Origin of the sequence: Lentzea sp. (assembly GCF_036380075.1) — a bacterium.
Taxonomy (GTDB): domain Bacteria; phylum Actinomycetota; class Actinomycetes; order Mycobacteriales; family Pseudonocardiaceae; genus Lentzea.
The window spans coordinates 25,062-44,552 of record NZ_DASVFL010000218.1; the positions used below are offsets into that span (position 1 = coordinate 25,062).

18 protein-coding genes are annotated in these 19,491 nt (G+C 71.1%); 12 read left to right on the forward strand and 6 right to left on the reverse strand.

Features of this window, described 5'->3' with window-relative positions:
• Positions 1-58 precede the first annotated feature (58 nt).
• The 4 genes from VF330_RS24205 to VF330_RS24220 all read left to right on the forward strand — a co-directional run bounded on the left by VF330_RS24205 (position 59) and on the right by VF330_RS24220 (position 3,796).
• Complete coding sequence (locus tag VF330_RS24205) at positions 59-655, forward strand: hypothetical protein (RefSeq protein WP_330853956.1); 597 nt, start codon at positions 59-61, stop codon at positions 653-655.
• Positions 656-692: 37 nt separating this feature from the next.
• Entirely contained in the window at positions 693-1,427 is a 735-nt protein-coding gene (locus VF330_RS24210) for a DUF4142 domain-containing protein (RefSeq protein WP_330853957.1), read from the forward strand.
• A 189-nt stretch (positions 1,428-1,616) separates the two neighbouring features.
• Positions 1,617-2,420, forward strand: coding sequence for a 4Fe-4S domain-containing protein (locus VF330_RS24215; protein ID WP_330853958.1), 804 nt, complete (start codon positions 1,617-1,619; stop codon positions 2,418-2,420).
• Positions 2,417-3,796: an NAD(P)/FAD-dependent oxidoreductase gene (locus tag VF330_RS24220; protein WP_330853959.1), complete on the forward strand. Its 1,380-nt coding sequence runs from the start codon at positions 2,417-2,419 to the stop codon at positions 3,794-3,796. Before VF330_RS24215 ends, VF330_RS24220 begins: the two co-directional genes overlap by 4 nt.
• A 606-nt stretch (positions 3,797-4,402) precedes the next feature.
• Here VF330_RS24220 and VF330_RS24225 read toward each other — a convergent pair.
• Positions 4,403-5,347, reverse strand: coding sequence for a beta-ketoacyl-ACP synthase III (locus VF330_RS24225; protein ID WP_330853960.1), 945 nt, complete (start codon positions 5,345-5,347; stop codon positions 4,403-4,405).
• 90 nt (positions 5,348-5,437) lie between these two features.
• On the opposite strand from VF330_RS24225, the gene VF330_RS24230 reads away from it, so the two are divergent.
• Positions 5,438-6,037: a TetR/AcrR family transcriptional regulator gene (locus tag VF330_RS24230; protein ID WP_330853961.1), complete on the forward strand. Its 600-nt coding sequence runs from the start codon at positions 5,438-5,440 to the stop codon at positions 6,035-6,037.
• Here the strand turns inward: VF330_RS24230 and VF330_RS24235 are convergent.
• Genes VF330_RS24235 through VF330_RS24245 form a run of 3 tightly spaced genes read right to left on the reverse strand, consistent with a single transcriptional unit; the run spans position 6,007 to position 8,867 of the window.
• The gene (locus tag VF330_RS24235) at positions 6,007-6,741 is read right to left on the reverse strand and encodes an alpha/beta hydrolase (RefSeq protein WP_330853962.1); all 735 of its coding nucleotides are present in this window, start codon (positions 6,739-6,741) and stop codon (positions 6,007-6,009) included. The two genes, VF330_RS24230 and VF330_RS24235, sit on opposite strands and share 31 nt — an antisense overlap.
• Entirely contained in the window at positions 6,738-7,202 is a 465-nt protein-coding gene (locus tag VF330_RS24240) for a hypothetical protein (protein WP_330853963.1), read from the reverse strand. Before VF330_RS24240 ends, VF330_RS24235 begins: the two co-directional genes overlap by 4 nt.
• Positions 7,203-7,244: 42 nt before the next feature.
• The gene (locus tag VF330_RS24245; RefSeq protein ID WP_330853964.1) at positions 7,245-8,867 is read right to left on the reverse strand and encodes a C39 family peptidase; all 1,623 of its coding nucleotides are present in this window, start codon (positions 8,865-8,867) and stop codon (positions 7,245-7,247) included.
• Positions 8,868-8,929: 62 nt separating this feature from the next.
• Here VF330_RS24245 and VF330_RS24250 point away from each other — a divergent pair, with 62 nt between their 5' ends.
• On the forward strand, positions 8,930-11,476 hold the full coding sequence (locus VF330_RS24250; protein ID WP_330853965.1) for an AfsR/SARP family transcriptional regulator: 2,547 nt from the start codon (positions 8,930-8,932) through the stop codon (positions 11,474-11,476).
• Between the two features lie 4 nt (positions 11,477-11,480).
• Here the strand turns inward: VF330_RS24250 and VF330_RS24255 are convergent, their stop codons facing one another.
• Complete coding sequence (locus VF330_RS24255) at positions 11,481-12,770, reverse strand: FAD-binding oxidoreductase (protein ID WP_330853966.1); 1,290 nt, start codon at positions 12,768-12,770, stop codon at positions 11,481-11,483.
• Between the two features lie 112 nt (positions 12,771-12,882).
• Here VF330_RS24255 and VF330_RS24260 point away from each other — a divergent pair, with 112 nt between their 5' ends.
• From VF330_RS24260 to VF330_RS24285, 6 genes are all read left to right on the forward strand, one after another.
• Positions 12,883-13,788 carry a LysR family transcriptional regulator gene (locus VF330_RS24260; RefSeq protein WP_330853967.1) on the forward strand — a complete coding sequence of 302 codons (906 nt, stop codon included), beginning with the start codon at positions 12,883-12,885 and terminating at the stop codon, positions 13,786-13,788.
• Positions 13,789-13,897: 109 nt separating this feature from the next.
• Positions 13,898-15,046 (forward strand): CoA transferase, encoded by a 1,149-nt coding sequence (locus VF330_RS24265; protein WP_330853968.1) that lies wholly within the window; start codon positions 13,898-13,900, stop codon positions 15,044-15,046.
• Positions 15,043-15,786, forward strand: a complete 744-nt coding sequence (locus tag VF330_RS24270) for a crotonase/enoyl-CoA hydratase family protein (RefSeq protein ID WP_330853969.1) — start codon at positions 15,043-15,045, stop codon at positions 15,784-15,786. The genes VF330_RS24265 and VF330_RS24270 overlap by 4 nt, the downstream gene beginning before the upstream one ends.
• A gap of 2 nt (positions 15,787-15,788) precedes the next feature.
• Positions 15,789-16,508 (forward strand): acetoacetate decarboxylase, encoded by a 720-nt coding sequence (locus VF330_RS24275; RefSeq protein ID WP_330853970.1) that lies wholly within the window; start codon positions 15,789-15,791, stop codon positions 16,506-16,508.
• Entirely contained in the window at positions 16,505-17,338 is an 834-nt protein-coding gene (locus VF330_RS24280; protein ID WP_330853971.1) for a 3-hydroxyacyl-CoA dehydrogenase NAD-binding domain-containing protein, read from the forward strand. Before VF330_RS24275 ends, VF330_RS24280 begins: the two co-directional genes overlap by 4 nt.
• A complete protein-coding gene (locus VF330_RS24285) occupies positions 17,335-18,525 on the forward strand; it encodes an acyl-CoA dehydrogenase family protein (protein WP_330853972.1) in 1,191 nt (396 codons plus the stop codon). The genes VF330_RS24280 and VF330_RS24285 overlap by 4 nt, the downstream gene beginning before the upstream one ends.
• Before the next feature lie 135 nt (positions 18,526-18,660).
• On the opposite strand, the gene VF330_RS24290 is transcribed toward VF330_RS24285, so the two are convergent.
• Positions 18,661-19,491: aldo/keto reductase (locus VF330_RS24290; protein WP_330853973.1), on the reverse strand; the 831-nt coding region annotated here is incomplete at its 5' end.

Consider the following 19,491-nt stretch of genomic DNA (forward strand, 5'->3'; position numbering starts at 1 on the left):
AACCGTTGCCGGATCGTGTCCGTACTCCTCGGTACCCAAGCCGAGAAAGGACCAGCCGATGCGACGTGGACAGGCCATCACCGCCCTGGCGGCACTGGCTCTCAGCCTCACGGCGTGCGGCAGCACCCAGACCCCTCCCGGAGGGGCCGCGACGGGCGGCTTGCAGGCGAAGAACGCTGACCTGAACGACTCGATGCTGCTCTTCATCTCCAACACCGAGCAGATGGGCTGGTTCGTCACCGACGGCGACGGGCTCCCGCTCTACCGCTACGACAAGGACGTCGCGAAGCCGTCCAAGTCCAACTGCGAGGGCGAGTGCGCGAAGGCCTGGAAGCCGGTGCCGGCGGACAAGCCGGCCATGGCGACCGGGGTGGACCCGATCTCCATGGGCACCGTGACCAGGTCGGACGGCAGCAAGCAGCTGACGATCGCCGGGTGGCCGCAGTACACCTTCGCCGAGGACAAGGCGGCCGGTGACATGAAGGGTCAGGGCAAGGGCGGGGTGTGGTTCGCCACCGCCCCCAACGGAGCCAAGATCACCGGCGGGAAAGCGCAGAACAACAGCAACAAGAGCAGCACCGCGCCGAGCGCACCCCCCAGTTCGGCCGGTCGGACGCCGCAGTCCGAACCGCCGCCGAGCGCGCCCGGCTACTGAGCCCGCTGCTCCAGTTCCCGTCCCCCACCGACTTCCCTTGAACAACGAGGACATCAAGACGATGACCAGAGCCCTCGCCACCGTCTTGGCGATGTTGTTCCTCTTCTCCGGCCTGTCCGCCACCGCTGCTGCGCAGCCCGCGGACACCGGGGGAGTGATGGACACCCCGAGCGGACCGCTGACCGCGAACGACCGCGAACTGCTGAACAAGGTGCGCCAGGCAGGCCTGTGGGAGATGCCCATGGGTGAGCTCACGGCCACCAAGGCGTCGAACGCCAGGGTCAAGCAGATCGGCAAGATGATCATGCTCGACCACATGATGCTCGACACCTTGACGAAGAAGACGGCCGCCGGTTTCGGGCTCACCACGCCGGACGTGCCGAACCCCTCGCAGCAGTCGTGGATGGAAGAGCTCAACGGTCTCGAGGGAGACGCGTTCGACCAGGCCTTCGTCGCCCGGCTGCGGGCGGCGCACGGCCAGGTCTTCAACTTCATCGCGAAGGTCCGCACGCAGACCCGCAACGACGTCATCCGCGGGTTCGCGCAGGCCGGCATCGACGTGGTGATGAAGCACATGACGCTGCTGGAGAGCACCGGCCTCGCGGGCGACTCGTCGTTCGCGGAACCGCAGCCGGCCGGCGGCATCATCAACGCGACCCTGGCCTCCGGAGAGGGGCCGAACATGTGGGTGATCCTCACGGTCACCGCGGCGGGAGCCGTCCTCACGGTCCTGCTGCTCCGAGTACTCCGCCCGCGACGACCGGTGCGGTGATTCTGCAAGACCCCGTCGGAGACAACGGGAAACGGAGGTGGTGTCGCAACGTCAGAGGCACTCCAACGCGGACCTGTTCCCACCCGCCCGGCTCTGAAGTGTCCACTCCTGCACCGCAGGGCCGGGCGGGTTCCCGCGAGAAAGTTCTTTCCGGAGGAAGAGTTGTTGTCGAGCCAGATTCCGCTCCTGGTGGCCCAGTCGTCAGAGTTCGACTCGGGCGTCAAGAAGATGGCACAGCTGTCTGCCAGGCTGGCTTACGTCATGATGTGCGCGACCTTGTCCTGGGGCGTGCTCATCGCGACCGGTTGGGCCGAGAAGCTCACCGGCCGTGAAGGTCTGAAGAACGGGCACATGGTGCTCGCCTCCCTGGCGATCGCGTTCGGCTGCATCCACGCGTTCGCCTTCACGCTGATCCAGACCGGTACCTTCAGCTTCATCAAGCTCGTCCTGCCGTTCGTCGACGGCGGTCTCTTCCGGCACGCGCTGGGCATCCTCGGCCTGGAGGTCATGCTCGCGATCGCCGTCCTCGCCTCGATGAGGCACAAGGTCTTCTACCGCAAGTGGTTGCGGTTCCACCAAACGGCGTACATCGCGGTGACGATCACCGTGGTGCACTCCTGGTTCGGCGCCATTGCGAACGGCAACCTGTCCGTCCTGTGGCTCGCCGGCCTCACCGTCCTCGTCCCCACCGCGACCCTGGCGCTGGCCAGGTTCCTGCCGCCCGAGGTCCTCGTCCGCATCGGCATGCTCGACTCCGAACGCGGCAAGGAACCCGGCGTCGGCGAGGGCGACGCGATGGACGTGAGCGTCAACAACGAGAAATGCCACCGCTACGGCACCTGCCAGGCGGAGGCACCGGATGTCTTCCAGCTGATCGAGGACAACCGCCTGACCTACAACCGCAGGCCGCCGGAGGAGCACTTCGCGCAGGCCCGTGCGGCACAGCGCGCGTGTCCGATGCGCGCGATCGAGATCAGGGAGCGAGTGAAGTGAGCGAACGGATCGTGGTCGTCGGCGGTGGGCTCGGTGGAGTCCGTTCCGCGGAACGGCTGCGGGAGATGGGTTTCGACGGGCAGATCACGATCCTGTCCGCCGAACGGCACCTCCCGTACCACCGCCCCTGCCTGTCGAAGCAGATCATCACCGGCGAGTGGACCCCGGACGACTCCCTCCTGTCGTTCTCGGGTGACCTCGACGCCGAGTGGCGGCTGAACTCCCCGGCGCTGCACCTGGACCCGAAGAAGCAGTCGGTCTGGGTGCCCGGCGGCGAGGAGATCAAGTACGACGGCATGATCATCGCCACCGGCGTCGACGCCAGGGCGATGGGCGGGGCTCCGCGCCACGACCCGCGGGTGCACGTGCTGCGGACGTTGGACGACGCGGTCGCGATCCGCAAGAACATCCGGCAGTCGCAGGGCCTCGTCGCCGTCATCGGCGGCGGGTTCATCGGCTGCGAGCTCGCCTGCTCGGTCCGCCACATGGGCCGCGACGTGGCGCTGATCGTGCGGTCGCCCGCGCTGCTCGGCGGTGTCGTCGGCGACGAGATCGGCAAGAAGATCACCGAGGCGCACGTCCACCACGGCGTCCGCCTCGCGACCGGCGTCGGCATCAAGCACTGGGTGCGCCAGCCCGGCGGCATCGGGATCCACCTGAGCGACGGCCAGGTCTTCTTCGCGTCGTGCGTGGTCCTGGCCGTCGGCGCCTCGCCGGCCGTCGACTGGCTGCGCGGCTCCGGCCTCGACATCGAGGACGGCGTGCTGTGCGACGCCACGAACCACGTGGTGGGCGCCGAGAACATCGTCGCCTGCGGTGACGTGGCGCGCTGGCCCAACATGCGCTTCAACGGCGTCGTGCGCCGCGTCGAGCACTGGCTCAACGCCGTCGAAGGCGGCAGAGCGGCGGCCGAGAACCTCCTCGTGGGCCGCAACCACGCCAAGACCTACACCCCGGTCCCGCGCTTCTGGACCGAGCAGTACGGCATGCGCGTCCAGGGCGCCGGCCTGCCGGTCCTCGGCACCGACACCACGGACGTCAACGGCCTCACCGGCTTCATCGCCAACGGCAAGCTCGTCGGCATCGTGGGCCTGGAGGAGCCGGGCAAGATCATCACCGAGACGCCGGAGCTGTTCCGGCAGAACCAGGTGGACACCAACACCCCCGTGTGGACGCAGCCGGAGGAACCCGCCGCTGCCGCCGCGCCGGAGGTCCTGCCCACCGCGCTCATCCCAGTTCCAGAACCGGTCGCCGCCCTCGCATCATCGGTTCCCCCGTCCGTCTCGTCGTCGATGTCCCCGCCATTGCAGCGGCGGAGGCACTCGCGGTCGAGGCCGGAGATGGTGCGCACGGGCGGAGGACGCGCGAGGCCCTAACCAGGTCCGGGAGGACCGCCTGCCGGCACAGGGCAAGCGGGGACGGCGACTCCGACGTCGTCCCGCGTGGCCAGGTGGCGGACCTACGACGTCACGCGGGCGATGCGCTCGTACCCCGCGTCGGTGGGTGGTTCTCCCTCTCTCGTGCGTTCATCGGCGGTGTGGCGGCTCGGCGGGCTCCCGGGCCGTCACACCGGTCTTTTCCCGCGTTTCCCGTTCGGGGGGCGCGGGTTTTTGGTTGTGGGGCCCTTGGTTCCAGCGTGGTCCTGTTGCGTTGGTTTCCGTGCCTGTTCCAGCGTGGGCGTGCACCTCGGACGAAAGAGTAGGGTTCATCGCCGCTGGCGCGTCGATAGCGATTGGGGCTTGACTTCGGGGCCCTTGCGAGGTGCTGTGGTCGGCCGGAAAAGGCCGGACGCTTCGCGACCGGCCGAGCCCGTAAGGGGTAGCACCTCGCACCCAAAGTCAAGCCCCAATCGCAAACCACGGATGGGTTCACCGGCTCTAATCGGCGTCAGGGGTGACTGCTCGCCTTCGGCTTCGCTTGGAAGTGCGGGGGTTTGTACGGCTCGCCTTCGGCATTGCTTGATCCGGTGCTGCCTGCCCTTGTCACGGGGTGGTGATGACCTGGCCCGCCCAGGAGAGGCCGCCGCCGAACGCGAAGAGCAGTACCGGCTGGCCCGAGGGGAGTTCCCCGCGCTCCACCATCTTCGAGAGGGCGAGAGGCACCGAGGCGGCGGAGGTGTTGCCGGAGACCACGACGTCGCGGGCGATCACGGCGGTGTCGGAGAGCTTCAGCTTGCGGGTCATGGCCTCGATGATGCGGAGGTTGGCCTGGTGCGTGACGATGCCGGCCAGGTCGGTGGTGGCGATGCCCGCGCGTTCGCAGGCGGAGGCGGCGATCGAGGGGAGTTCGCTGGTCGCCCAGCGGAAGACGGCCTGGCCCTCCTGGGCGAAGCGCGGCTGCCACTCGTCCACGAGGCGGACCGCGTTGCCGCGGGAGGGGTCGGAGCCCCAGGTGACCGGGCCGATGCCGGGGTCTTCGGAGGCGCTGATGACGGCCGCGCCCGCGCCGTCGCCCAGGAGGATGCACGAGGAGCGGTCGGTCCAGTCGACCAGGTCGGACATCTTCTCCGCGCCGATGACCAGTGCGTGTCGTGCCGCGCCCGCCCTGAGGGTGTGGTCCGCGGTGGCGAGGGCCGTGCAGAAGCCCGCGCAGGCGTTGTTCAGGTCGAAGCAGACCGGGGACGGGATCGACAGGCGGGCTGCCACCTGGGCGGCGATCGACGGGGAGCGGTCCTTGGCCGAGCAGGTGGCCACGATGACCTGGCCGATGTCGGCCGGGGCGAGGCCGGAGGCGGCCAGGGCCTTGGCGCCTGCCTCGGAGGCCATGTCCGCGACGGACTCCGCGTCGGAGGCGATGCGGCGGGTCGAGATGCCGGTGCGCTGCAGGATCCACTCGTCGTTGGTGTCGACCATCTTCTCCAGGTCGGCGTTCGTCAACACCCGTTCCGGCTGGTGGTGGCCCAACGCTACGACACGGGATCCGGACACTGGCTGCTCCTTCTGCGAGGCGGCGCTGGCTGCGACGCGGCGAATATAGCAACCGATCGGTCGGTAGCTAAAGGGTCGTAGACTGTGACGATGAGCCCGCGCCGATCCGTCGCCGACACGCTGGCGACCCGGCAGCGCATCCTCGACCGCAGCCTGGCCATCGCGTCGGCCGAAGGGCTGGAGGGGTTGACGATCGGGCGGCTGGCCGCGGAGCTCGGGATGAGCAAGGCCGGGCTGCTGGGGCACTTCGGGACCAAGGAGACGTTGCAGCTCGCCGTCGTCGACCAGGCCGCGGAGGTCTTCCAGCGCGAGGTGCCGCGCAAGGTCAAGCAGATGCCGTCCGGGCTCACGCGGCTCAAGGCCGTCACCGAGGCGTGGGTGTCGTACCTGGAGCGGAACGTGCTGCCCGGCGGCTGCTTCTTCACGGCGGCGACGGCCGAGTTCGACGGGCGGAGCGGGCCGGTGCGGGACGCGCTGGCCGGCATGAACGCGTTGTGGCGCAGGGATCTGCGGATCCACATCCGGCGGGCGGTCAGCGACGACGAGCTGCCCGCGGACACGGACGTCGACCAGCTGGTCTACGAGATCCTCGGGGTCATGCTGGCGCTCAACCACTTCCTGCAGCTGGAGCGCGACGCCGCCGCGCCGCGCCGGGCCCGTCAGGCGTTGAAGCGGTTGCTCACGAAGTGATTCACGACCGCCGCCACCTCGTGCGGCTGCTCGACGACCATGCCGTGCGTCGCGTCGATCTCGTGCACGTCGACGTTCGGGCACACCGCGGGCAGGTCGCGGCGCAGGCCCGCGCGGTGGGCGTCCATCAGGGGCAGCAGGTCGGGTGGCACCGGCAGGTTCCTCGTCGCCAGCACCAGCAGGAACGGGCTGGTCACCTTCGCGAAGACCGGTAGCGCGTCCAGGAACTCCGGTGCGGTGCGCAGGACCGACGTGATCGACCGGTCCGGGCGCGTGACCGTCTCCAGCTGGGCGGTGAAGATCGCGTTCAGGCGGGCCAGGCCGGCGTGGAGCCGGTCGTCGGGCAGGCCCGCGTAGTTCGCCGGGTCCGTGGTGGCGGAACGGTGTCCGTCCAGGCTGATCGCGGCAGGGCACTCCGGGTGCCGCAGGGCCCACATGGCGGCGAGGATGCCGCCCAGCGAGTGCCCGACGACGACCGGGTTGTCCAGTCCGAAGTGGACGGCGGTGTCGTCGAGGTCGTCCAGCACCGCCTCCCAGTCCCACGGACCGTCGGGCGACTCGCCGTGCCCGCGCAGGTCCACGGCCACCGCGCGGCCGTCCAGGTGCGGCGCAAGCGTCTCCCACGCCGAGCTGTCGCCGCCGAGGCCGTGCAGGAGCAGGAACGGCCGACCGTCCGTTCCGTGTTCGCGTGCCGCCAACTTCACTGCTGCCTCCTCAGGACGAGCCGGGCGCGGATCGAGTCGACGGTCACGCCGCCGTCGTCGTGGCGCACCAGCTTGTTGCGGTTGACCAGGTCGTGGACGCCCTGACGCGTGATGCCGAGCATCGCGCCCGCCACCCCGAACGACACGCCCGCCCTGCTCGGGTGGCCGACGCGACGGGCGGCCACCCGGCCCAGCGGCGTCGCCCACCACGAGTCGGGCGGGTCGAACGGGGTGTCGCCGGGGTGGAGCACGGTCATCAGGCGGACCGCGGTCTGCCGGGCCACGGCGTCGTCGGGGCCCAGCAGCTGGGCCGCCCACATCTCCGCGTCGGCCTCGACGGACTGCCGCAGGCCGACGAGATCGGCCTGCGGCAGCAGGATCTCCAGCGGGTCGAGCAGCCGGCTCGTCACGAGCCGGATCAGGTCGTTCCGCAGGTCCACGTGCTCCGAGGTGGTCGCCACTTGACAGACGATAGCAAGTACTTGACCTAAGTCGTCAAGTAGCTAGGCCGCCCACATCTGCACGGGCGCGATGTAGTTCCACGTGTAGAGCTGGTTCGCGCCGTCGTAGCTGCCGTCCGTGCCCGCGCCGTACGTGTCGTGGACGTAGAACGAACCGTTGTCGTGGTAGCCGATCACCACGGACAGGTGCCCGGCCGTCGAGCCCCACGTGCCGCTCATGATCACGAACTTGCCCTGGTCCAGGAACGCGCGGACCTGCGCCGGGGTGAAGTTGCCCTGCTGGACGGCCGCGCCGTTGCGGGCCAGGAAGTCGCGCTCCGACTCCCAGGAGGCGCAGGGGCGGGCCGGGTTGCCGCCGCAGTAGTAGCCGGTGATCCAGCCGTGCGCGCCCTTCCAGCTGCCGGTGCGCGACCAGTCGTTCATGCTGCGGTTGAAGGTCGTGCCGGCGTTCGAGAACTCGTCGGTGATGTAGCGGCCCCACTTCGACCAGTGCGACGACGGCTGCGAGACCTGCACGCCGAACTCGTTCGGCAGCTGGTAGGTGACGAGGTCGATCACGGCGCTGGTCGGGCCGCACGAGGAGTTGCCGTTGAACTCGTTGCGCGTGTCCCACAGCTGGTGGATGTACTCGGCGCGGTTCAGTCGGCCCATCGTGGTCACCTGGCCGTCCAACGTGGCCGCGGACAGCCCGGCGGCCTTCACGTAACCCTTCTGCGGGCTGCCGATGACGGGCGTGGCGCCGTCGAGTCCGGTCAGCGCGTAGTTGAACGACAGGCCCTCGACGACCCGGGAAGCCTTGCGGGAGGCCAGGTCCTGGACGTAGACGCCGTTGAAGCCGGCGAACTGGTCGGGTCCGAGGGTCTTGTCGGACACACACCCCATGACCTCGTACGCCACACTCGTGCCGTCGGTGCTCCACACCGCGCTGCGGTAGTGGTGCTTGGTCTCACCGACGAGCGAGCGGATCTCGCCGTTCTCGGACGCCAGCCCCAGCCACTGCGGCTCGGCGCCGCCGCAGCGGTAGACCTCGTTGTGCTTGATGAAGCTGACGTGCCGCTCGCCCCGCACGTCCACGAGCTTGAAGTCGCGGTACAGCGCCGTGGCGTCGGAGGTGACCAACGGCTTGGCGGCGCCCGACTTCAGGTCGAACCTGACCAGCGACCCGACGTACGTGCTGTCGTCGGCCGCGTCCGGGTGCTGCACGGCCAGCAGGCCGGTGCCGTCGGTGGTGAAGCCGAGCAGCTGGGGCGCACGGCCCTTCAGCTTGCCCACGGCCACCCCGCCGACCACCACGTCCTCGCCGTCGGCGTAGGCCAGCGTGGAGCCGTGGAAGACGGCCGAGGTGATCGAGCCGCGGGCCACGAGACGCGACTTGCCGTAGCGGTCGACGGTGCGCAGGGACGTGCCGTGCGTGCCGTCGAAGTCCGAGATCACCGCGGCCAGCGAGCCGTCGGCGGAGGAGGTGGAACGGACGGTGTAGGCGGGGTCGCTGACGTCGATGGTCGCTCTCTTGGCGCCCCCGACGACCACGTCGTAGCCGTTGGCCGACCGGACGGCGTAGGACTTCGAGGGGCTGTCCGTGTAGGGCTCGGCCGCCTGGGCGGGGGACACGGCGGCCGCGAGGGTGCCGAACGCCACCACCAGGGCCAGTGAGGTTCTCGTCATGGGTCAAACGTCAGCCCGCGTGGCATGTGTTCGGTATGCGTCCGGTAGTTACGATCGGGAGCGTGGAGTTCCGGGTGCTCGGGCCGGTGGAGTGCCGCGCCGACGACGGCGCGCGCCTGGGCCTCGGGCCGCCCAAGCAACGGGCGGTGCTCGCGCTGCTGCTGGCCCAGCCCGGCCGGGTGCTGTCGGTCGACCGGCTGATCAGCGTCCTCTGGGACGACGCCCCGCCGAAGACGGCGCTCAAGAACCTCCAGGTGTACGTCTACCAGCTGCGCAAGATCGTCGGCTCGCGGCTGCTGTCGCGCCCGCCCGGCTACCTGATGTCGGTCGACCCGGCCGAGCTCGACCTCACCCGCTTCACCGAGCTGCTCGACGTCGCCCGCCGCGACCGCACGCCCCAGCGCTACCGGGAGGCGCTCGCGCTGTGGCGCGGACCGGCGCTCGCCGACCTCGCCGCGTCCGGGTTGCTGCGCGGGGTAGTCGCGCAGCTGGAGGAGCTGCGGCTCGCCGCGCGGGTCGAGTGCGCCGAGGCGGAGCTCGACCTCGGCCGGCACGTCGAGGTCGTCGCGGACCTCGGCGAGTGGGTGCGCGAACACCCGTTGAACGAACGCCTGCGCGAACAGCAGATGCTCGCGCTGCACCGCGCGGGACGGCCCGCCGAGGCCCTCGCCGCCTACCGGGAGTGCCGCCGGGTGCTGCTCGACGAGCTCGGCGTCGAGCCGGGGGAGTCGTTGCGGCGGCTGCAGGCCGAGATCCTGCGCGCGAAACCCGCCGGTGCGGCGGCGGTCCGGCAGCTGCCGCCGGACGTGGTCACGTTCTCCGGCCGCGGCCGCGAGCTCCGCCTGGTGAAGGCGCGGCTGAGCCGGGACAGGGTCGCGGTGTGCGTGATCACCGGTCAGGCGGGCATCGGCAAGTCGGCGCTCGCGGTCCGCGCCGCCCACGAGATCGCGCCGGGGTTCCCCGACGGCCAGCTCTACGCCGACCTCTCCGACGGCGCGTCCGGCCGGGTGCTGAGCCAGTTCCTGCGCGCGCTGGGCGAACGGCCCGGCGACGAGGAGGCGTTGCGCTACCGCTCGCTCACCGCGTCACGACGGCTGCTCGTGGTGCTGGACAACGTCTCGACGGCCGCGCAGGTCAAGCGCCTGCTGCCGACCGGGCCCGGCTCGGCCGTGCTGATCACGTCCCGCCGTCCGCTGACGTCGTTGCATGGCGCGTCGTACGTCAAGCTCGGCGCCCTGCCGCTGGAGGAGGCCTTCCCGCTGCTCGAAGGGGTCGCGGGGAAGGTCGAGGACGCCGCCGAGCTCGTGCGCTGGTGCGGCGGCCTTCCGCTGGCGCTGCGGATCGCGGGCGCCCGGCTCGCCGCCCGTCCACAGTGGACCGCGCCGCTGCTGGCCGCGCGGCTCGCCGACGAGACCCGGCGGCTCGACGAGCTCAAGCTCGGTGACGTGGCGGTGCGCTCGGCGTTCGAGGTCAGCTACGCCGAGCTCGGCTCTCCCGCCGTGGCACGGGTTTTCCGCCTCCTCGGGCTGGTGGACGGCCCGGACTTCGCCGTCGAGGCGGCACGCGCGCTCACCGACGTGCCGGACGTGGAGGAGCTGCTCGCCGAGCTGGCCGACGCGCACCTCGTCGAGGAACCGGTGCCGGGCCGCTTCGCCCTGCACGACCTGCTGCGGCTGTTCGCCCGCGAACGCTGCCGCGGATCGGAGTCGGCCGAGGAGCGGTCGCTCGCGCTGGAACGCCTGCACAAGCACTACCTGGAGGCACTGGCCGACAGCCCGGCCGACCTCTGGCTCGCCCAGGAACGCGACAACCTCCTCGCCGCCGCGCACCAGGCCTCACCGGCCGACGCGATCGCGTTCGCGGCGGGGCTGTCCTGGTACTTCCGCCGCCGCTCCGAGGTCGCGGACTGGACCGAGCTGAACGCGCTGGCCCTGGAGGCGGCCAGGACGCTGGGAGACGTCCGCGCCGAAGCGCTGGCGTTGAAGGAGCTCGGCGCGGCCTGCGAACGCGGCTTCAGGTTCGCGGAGGCCCAGCAGCACTGGACCGCGGCGTTCGCGCTCGCCCGCGCGCTGCACGACCGCCGGCTCGAAGCCGTGACGCTCAACAACCTCGGCATCGTGCACTGGCGCCGCCGCGACCTCCCGGCGGCGGTGACGTCGCTCGAGGCGTCGCTGACGCTGCGCGAGGAGCTGGACGACTCGCAGGGCGCCGCCTACGTGCGCACCAACCTGGGACTCGTGCACGCGGCACGCGGCGACCTCCCGGCCGCGCTGACCTGCTACGAGGAGACCCTGACGACGTTGCGCGCCTGCGGCGACAGGTCGGGCGAGCTGCACGCGCTCGCGAACATGGCCGACGCCCACCGCCGGCTCGGCTCCCTGGACCGGGCGCTGGAGCTGGCGGAGGAGGCGCTGCGGCTCGCGCGGTCGGTGGGGGACCGGCAGATCGAGGCCGGCGTGCTGCTCGACCGCGGGACGGTGCACGAGCTGGCGGGACGGGCGGCGCTGGCGCGGTCCTCCTACGGCGAGGCGGTGGAGCTGTCGCGCCGGATCGGGTTCCGCTGGGGCGAGTCGGAGGCGTCGCGGAAGCTGGCGGCGCTCGACGGCTGAGCCGTCAGCGCCGGCCCGCGTACCGGCCGGCCGCGAACACCCCGCCGGGGTCGAGCGCGTCCCCGATCCTCCTCTGCAACCGGGCCGCGTCTCCCGGCCGGTCGACGTCGCGCCGGTACGGCAGGAACCCCTCCGCGCCGAACACCTCGTGCAACCGGTCGAGCGTCTCCCGCGCCTCGGCGACGCCCGCGGGGTCGTCCGCCGGGAAGGCGATCCCGATGACGTGGTCGGCCGCGTCGCTGTCCAGGACGTTCATCGTGACGCCGGGAGCGGCGACGCAGCAGGCCCGCACCATCTCGGCCGTGCGCGTGGCGGCCGCGCCGGAGAACGGCACGACCGGCAGGAACATCAGCAGGCCGCGGTCGGCGTCGAAGCGGTCCGCCGGGCAGCCCTGGCTCTTGCGCAGGAACCAGGTGTCGGCCGGGTCGGGGTCACCGGCGTAGGTGGCGCGGACGACCTCGTCGGCGGCGGAGGCCGGTGCGGGCACGAGCGGCGACCGCCGGGCGGCGGCGGACAGCACCGAGCCGAGCGCCTCCACGACCTCGGCCGACCCGCTGAGGCAGATGTGCGCCAGGTACTCGTCGCGCACGCCGCTCGCCTGCGCCGCGACGGGGTTGTAGACCTTCGTGGTCGGCGGCACGAGCTTCTGCGCGGTCCACGACCGGAGCACGTCGACCGCGTCGGCGAGGTCGCCGGGGGCGAACGTGAAGGGCAGCACCCGGACCTCCTCCGGCCTGGGCAGCAGCCGGACGACCGCGGCGGTGACGACCGCGAACGACGACTGCGTGAACAGGTGCGTGAGCGTCGGGCCGAGCCCGTGCGGGCGGGGGACGGCCGAGGTGCCCGGCCACCAGCCGACCTGCTCGCGTTCGCCGTCGGCCAGCACGACCTCCAGCCCGACGAGGTCCTCCGCGCGCGCCCGGTGCACGCCGACACCGCGTTCCAGGGCGTTGCCGATGACGCTGGTGTGCAAGGAGGAGCCGGTCAGGTTGAAGATCCGCCCGGTGCCGCGCAGCAGCTCCGCGAGCGCGCCCTGCGTGACGCCGGGCTCCACCACGGCGTAGCCGCGCTCGAGGTCCAGCTCGCGGACGCGGTCGAGGCCCGCCAGGTCGAGGACGGTCGCTCCATCGGCGACAGGCAGGCCCGAACCCAGTCCCCAGTTGCGGCCCGCGCTGGTCGGGTGCAGCGGCCGGGGGCCGGAGCGGACGACCTCCACGACCTCGTCGGCCGTGGCGGGCCGGAGGACGCCGGCGATCGTGCGCGGGCGGAACGCCGTGGGCCGGTCGAGGATCACGTGGGCTCTCCCTGGGAATCGATGCCGGCGGAACTGTGAGTGATCATCACGATACGGCGCGCATCCGATCGCCTTCGGGTGGGGCTGATCCGAACGGCCTAGTCTGGGTCGCGTGGAACTGCTGCACCTCCGGTACTTCGTCGCGGTCGCGGAAGAGCTCAACTTCTCGGCGGCCGCCCGCAAGCTGCACATGGCCGCGTCGCCGCTGAGCCAGCGCATCAAGGACCTGGAGCACGAGCTGGGGCGGCAGCTCTTCGACCGCAGCACCCACCACGTGGCGCTGACCGACGCCGGCAGCGCCCTGCTGCCGATGGCGCGGGACGTCCTCGACCGGGTCGGCTCGATCCGGTGGCGGCTCGACCAGGCCGCGAAGCCCGCGCGGTCGACCGTGTTCGTCGGCATGCCGGCCGGGGTCCACCCGGTCCTGCGCGCACGGCTGGGCGTGCTGGCGGACCGCGTCGGCGAGCGGTTCGAGGTGAAGCGGTGGCCGGGGACGACCGCCGACCTGGTCGCGGCGGTGAAGGACGGCAGGCTCGCGCTCACGCTGGCACGGCTGCCCGTGCAGGAGGCGTCGCTGGAGACGCTGCACGTGATGACGGAGCGTCTCGGTGCCGTGGTGCCCGCCGACCGGTTCGAGAACAGGGAATCGGTGAAACTCGCCGACCTCGCGGACCTCGCCTATGCGAAGTCGCCCGAGGAAATCCTGCCGGCGTATTTCGAGCAGCTCGACCGGCAGTTGGACGAGCTGGGCATCAAAAAGCGCATCCAGCTGAGCAACACCGGTTACCAGGGCACGTCGGAGATCGTGTCGAGCGGGCTCGGGTTCTCCGTCTCGATGCTCGACGAGGACAGCGCGATGCACGGTTATCGCCTGGAGAACGTGGCGGTCCTGCCGTTCGAGGACTTCCGCGCGCAGCTCGACACCGGCCTGCTGTGGCGGCGCGACCGGGGCGCCCAGGACATCGCGGAAATAGTGGAAGCCGCTCGCGGGATCTTCCCGGAACCCGTTGTCCGGTAATGGTGTGACCGCCGTGGTCGCACCATTGTTCGCGACATGATCGTTCCCCTTCCCGCGGTTCGTCACTAACTTCGGTGGTGCAGGACGAACAGGTGCGAAAGGACGAACGATGAAGGACATCACCGCCGGTCCGCTGGACGGCGTGCGGGTGATCGACCTCTCGACCGTGGTGATGGGCCCGTACGCGGCCCAGATCCTCGGAGACCTCGGCGCCGACGTGATCAAGATCGAGTCGCCGGTGGACACGGTCCGCAACGGCCGCTACCGCACCACGCCGGGCATGACGCCGCTGAGCCTCAACGTCAACAGGAACAAGCGCAGCATCGCGCTGAACCTCAAGGACGAAGACGACCGCGAGACCGCGCTCAGGCTGGTCGACACCGCCGACGTGCTGATCACCAACATGCGTCCCGGCGCGTTGAGCAGGCTCGGCCTGGACTACGCCGACGTCGCCGCACGCAACCCGGGACTGGTCTACGCCCACGCCCAGGGCTTCCGCGGCGACTCCTGCCGCGCGGGCACCGCCGCCTACGACGAGACGATCCAGGGCGCGTCCGGGCTCGTCGACATCGCGAACCGCGCGTTCGGGCGGCCCGTCTACCTGCCGACGATCCTCGGCGACAAGGTGTCGTCGCTGACCATCGCCTACAGCGTGCTCGCCGCGCTCGTGCACCGCAACGCCACCGGTGAGGGGCAGCGGGTCGAGGTCCCCATGGCCGACACGATGATCGCGTTCAACCTGGTCGAGCACCTCTCGGGGCACGCGTTCGTGCCGGAGGAGGGGCCGACGGGGTTCACCCTGTCGATGGCCAAGGGTCACCACGCCGTGCACACGCGGGACGGCCTGGCGTGCGTCGTGCCCTACACCCCGCGGAACTTCCGCGACTTCTTCGCCGCCGCGGGCCGTCCCGACCTGGTCGAGGACCCGCGGGTGGCCGGTGAGCGGATCGACCCCGGTGACAGCGACGACCTGATGGGCCTGGTCGACGAGTGCGCGACCGCGTTGACGACCGGCGGGTGGGCCGAGGTGTGCGCGAAGCACAGCATCCCGTTCGGGCCGGTGCTGGAGCTCGACCGGGCGCACGAGGACGACTATGTCCGCGACGGCCACCTGCTCGACGTCGTGCAGCACCCGAGCGAGGGCGCGATCCGGTCGATCGGCATCCCCGTCCGGTTCTCCGCCACGCCCGCCACCGTCCGCCGCCAGGCCCCGCTGCCCGGTCAGGACACCGCAGAAGTGTTGAAGGAGCTGGCATGAACGAGGTCCGCACCGAACGCGTCGGCTCGGCGCTGCTGATCACGATCGACCGCCCGGAAGCCCGCAACGCCGTCGACGCGGCGGTCGCGGAGCAGCTCTCCGCCGCCCTGGACGAGCTGGAGTCCACACCGGAACTGCGCGTGGGCGTGCTGACCGGCGCCGGCGGGTCGTTCAGCGCGGGCATGGACCTCAAGGCCGCGCTCCGGGGCGAGTCACCGGCGGTCGGCGAGCGCGGGCTCGGCGGTCTCACCGAGGCCGCGCTGAGCAAGCCGTTGATCGCCGCGGTCGAGGGGTTCGCGCTGGGCGGCGGTTTCGAGATGGCACTGGCGTGCGACCTGATCGTCGCCGCCGAGGACGCGAAGTTCGGACTGCCCGAGGTGAAGCGCGGCCTCATCGCCGGCGCCGGGGGAGTCGTCCGGCTGCCGCGGCGCATCCCGCACCACCTCGCGCTGGAGATGCTGCTGACCGGCGAGCCGATCGACGGCCGCCGCGCCGCCGAGCTGGGCCTGGCCAACCGGGTCGTCCCGAACGGCGAGGCCGCCGCGGTCGCGCTCCAGCTGGCTGAACGGATCGCCGTCAACGCCCCGCTGGCGCTCGCCGCCGTGAAGACCGTCGTGCGTTCCGGCGACCCCTGGGCCGCCCAGCGCGCCGCGAACGCCCGGCTGATGACCACCGCGGACGTCCGCGAGGGCATGACCGCCTTCGCCGAGCGCCGCGCTCCACAGTGGACAGGAGAGTGACCGTGCTCGGCACCACCCCGTTGAGCGCACCCGCGTTTCCCGCGGTGCGGCCCCGGTTCTTCGACCGCGAGTACCTGAACATCGTCTACCGGACCGACCCCGAGGCGCTCAGGGCCGTCGTCCCGGAGCCCCTGCGGATCGACGAGCCGCTCGTCCGGTTCGAGGTCATGAAGATGAACGACGTCACCGGCTACGGCCCGTACACCGAGGCCGGCCAGGCGATCCCGGTCGTCTTCGACGGCGAGCGCGGCGAGTACCTGCACGCCATGTACCTCGACAGCTTCGCCGCCACCGCGTCCGGCCGCGAGGTCAGCGCCTACCCGAAGGTCATGGGCTCGCCGGAGCTCTACGCCGACCACGGCGCGCTGGTCGGCACCCTCGACTACGGCACCATCCGGGTGGCCACGGCGACCATGGGATACAAGCAGTGCGAACTGGACACCCGCCGGGCTGAGGCGGAGATCACGGTTCCGACCTTCATGCTGAAGACCATCCCCGACTATGACGGAACACCGCGGGTCCAGGAGCTCGTGCGCACGGAGATCACCGACGTCGTGGTCAAGGCCGCGTACACCGGCCCGGCGCGCCTGCAGCTCTTCCAGCACGTCCTCGCGCCGCTCGCGGACCTCCCCGTGCTGGAGGTCGTCTCCGCCAGCCACCTCATCGCCGACCTGACGCTCGCTCCCGCCAAGCCGGTGCACGACTACCTGGAGGAAGCATGAGCACCGTCGCCGTCATCGGGGCCGGAGTCATCGGCCTGTCGTGGGCCCGCCTGTTCGCGGAGCACGGCCTGACCGTGCGCGTCGTGGACCCGCGTCCCGACCTGGAGGTCCCCGCGGGCGTCGAGGTCAGCGCGACCGTCGAGGAAGCCGTGCGGGACGCCGACTTCGTGCAGGAGAACGGCCCGGAGGACCTGGAGTTCAAGAAGGCCCTGTTCGCCGAGCTGGTCGAGCAGGCCCCGGCGCACGCCCTGCTGCTCAGCTCGTCGTCCGCCATCCCGTCGACCGCGTTCACCGGCGGCATCGACGGCTCGCGCGTCCTCGTCGGGCACCCGTTCAACCCGCCGCACGTGCTGCCGCTGGTGGAGGTCGTGCCGGGGGAGCAGACGACCGAGGAGTCCGTGCGCGGCGCCGTCGAGTTCTACCGCTCGGTCGGCCGCACGCCCGTCGTGGAACGCAAGGAGGTTCCCGGTTTCGTCGGCAACCGGCTCCAGGCCGCGCTGTCGCGCGAAGCCGCCTACCTCGTCGAGCAGGGCGTCGTCACGCCGCAGGACCTGGACACCGTGGTCACGAGCTCGCTCGGCCCGCGCTGGGCGACCGTCGGCCCGTTCCTCGGCGCCCACCTCGGTGGTGGCCCCGGCGGCTACCGCCACCTCGCCGAGCACATCGGCAGGTCCATGGCGGGCCTGCGGCTCGGCACCCCGTCGACCGACCCCGAACGGCTGATCAAGGCCGTGGAAGACGCTTACGGCTCCTCCGCGTACCCGGCGCTCGCCGAGTCGCGCGACCGCAGGCAGCTCGCCGTTCTGACCGCAGTGGAGGAGACCCGATGAACCGCGTGGAAGACCAGCTGACCGCCGACTTCTACAACTACGAGGCGCTGCTCGGCGACGAGGAGCGCAAGATCCTGCTCGGCGCCCGCGAGTTCATGACCACCGAGATCAAGCCGATGGTCAACGAGTACTGGGAGAAGGGCGAGTTCCCGCACGAGCTGATCGGCAAGTTCAAGGACGCCGGCCTCGCCGCGCTGTCCTACGAGGGCTACGGCGAGCACCCCGCCGCCGTCAGCAACCTCCTCACCGGCATGCTGGCGATGGAGATGAGCCGCACGGACGCGTCCGTCGCCACGTTCTTCGGCGTCCACAACGGACTCGCGATGTACTCGATCTACTCCGGCGGCTCGCAGGAGCAGCGCGACCGCTGGCTGCCCGCCATGGCCGCGATGGACAAGATCGGCGCGTTCGCGATGACCGAACCGCTCGGCGGCTCGGACGTGGCGGGCGGCATGCGCACCACGGCCCAGCGCGACGGCGACGCGTGGGTGCTCAACGGCGCCAAGAAGTGGATCGGCAACGCCACCTTCGCCGACTACGTGGTGGTGTGGGCGCGCGACCTCGACGACAACCAGGTCAAGGGGTTCGTCGTCGAGAAGGGCACGCCCGGTTTCACCGCCGAGAAGATCGAGGGCAAGATCGCGTTCCGGATCGTCGAGAACGCCGAGATCACCCTCACCGACGTCCGCGTGCCGGAGGAGAACCGGCTGCAGGGCATCGACTCGTTCCGCGACGTCGCGGAGATCCTGCGCGCCACCCGCGGCGGCGTCGCGTGGCAGGCGCTCGGCGTGATGATCGGCGCCTACGAGCTCGCCCTCGCCTACGCGAAGGAACGCGAGCAGTTCGGCCGCCCGATCGCCGGGTTCCAGCTGGTGCAGGACAAGCTGGTGCAGTCGCTCGGCAACATCACCGCCTCCTGGGGCATGCTCGTGCAGCTGGCCCGCCTCCAGGACGCCGGCGTCTTCCAGGACGAGCACTCGTCGCTCGCGAAGGCGTTCGTCACCTCCCGGATGCGCGAGGTCGTCGCCTGGGCGCGGGAGATCTTCGGCGGCAACGGGATCGTGCTCGGCTACGACGTGGCGCGGTTCTTCGCCGACGCCGAGGCGATCTACTCGTTCGAGGGCACCCGCGAGATGAACACGCTGATCGTGGGCAAGGCGATCACCGGGCAGAGCGCCTTCGTGTGACCCGGCGTGCGCGTGGCCTCGCGCGTCGAGGACCGCGCCGGGCGGACCTCGCGAACCCGCGGCGGCCGGCGGACGAGCACGGGGTGCGGTGACCTTCGAGGTCGTGCCGCACCCCTCGCCGCGTCCCGGGCCGGGTCAGGAGTGGCCGGCGATCCGGTGCGGCTCGTAGGCCGACTCCAGCGAGCGCACCTCGTCGTCGGTCAGCTCCACGTCCAGCGCCGCCACCGCGTCGTCGAGCTGCGCCAGCTTGGTCACGCCGATGATCGGCGCCGTCACGACGGGGTTGCGCAGCAGCCACGCCAGCGCGACCTGCGCGCGGGACACGCCCCGGTCCGCGGCGACGGCGGCGACCTGCTCGACGATCGCGCGGTCCGACTCCACGTACAGCGTCGAGCCGAACTCGTCGGTCTCGGTGCGGGCGGTCGTCGCGTCCCAGTCGCGGGTCAGCCGGCCGCGGGCCAGCGGGCTCCACGGGATCACGGCGACGCCCTGGTCCGCGCACAGCGGCAGCATCTCGCGCTCCTCCTCGCGGTAGAGGAGGTTGTAGTGGTTCTGCATCGCGGCGAACCGCGCCCAGCCGCGCGCGTCCGAGAGCGCGAGGGCCTTCGCGAGCTTGTACGCCGGGCCGGAGCTGGCGCCGATGTAGCGCACCTTGCCCTGTGTCACGAGCAGGTCGAGCGCCGCGAGCGTCTCGTCGAGCGGCACGGAGCCGTCCCAGCGGTGGATCTGGTACAGGTCGATCGTCTCGACGCCGAGGCGTTTCAGGCTAGCCTCGCAGCCCTGCACGACGTGCTTTCTCGAGAGCCCGCCCATGTTCGGCGCGTCCGACATCGGGAAATGGACCTTCGTCGCGAGGACGATCTCCTCCATCCGCCCGTGGGCGCGGAGCGCGCGACCCGTGATCTCCTCGGAGACGCCCATCGAGTACATGTCGGCGGTGTCGAAGAAATTGATCCCGGCCTCGAG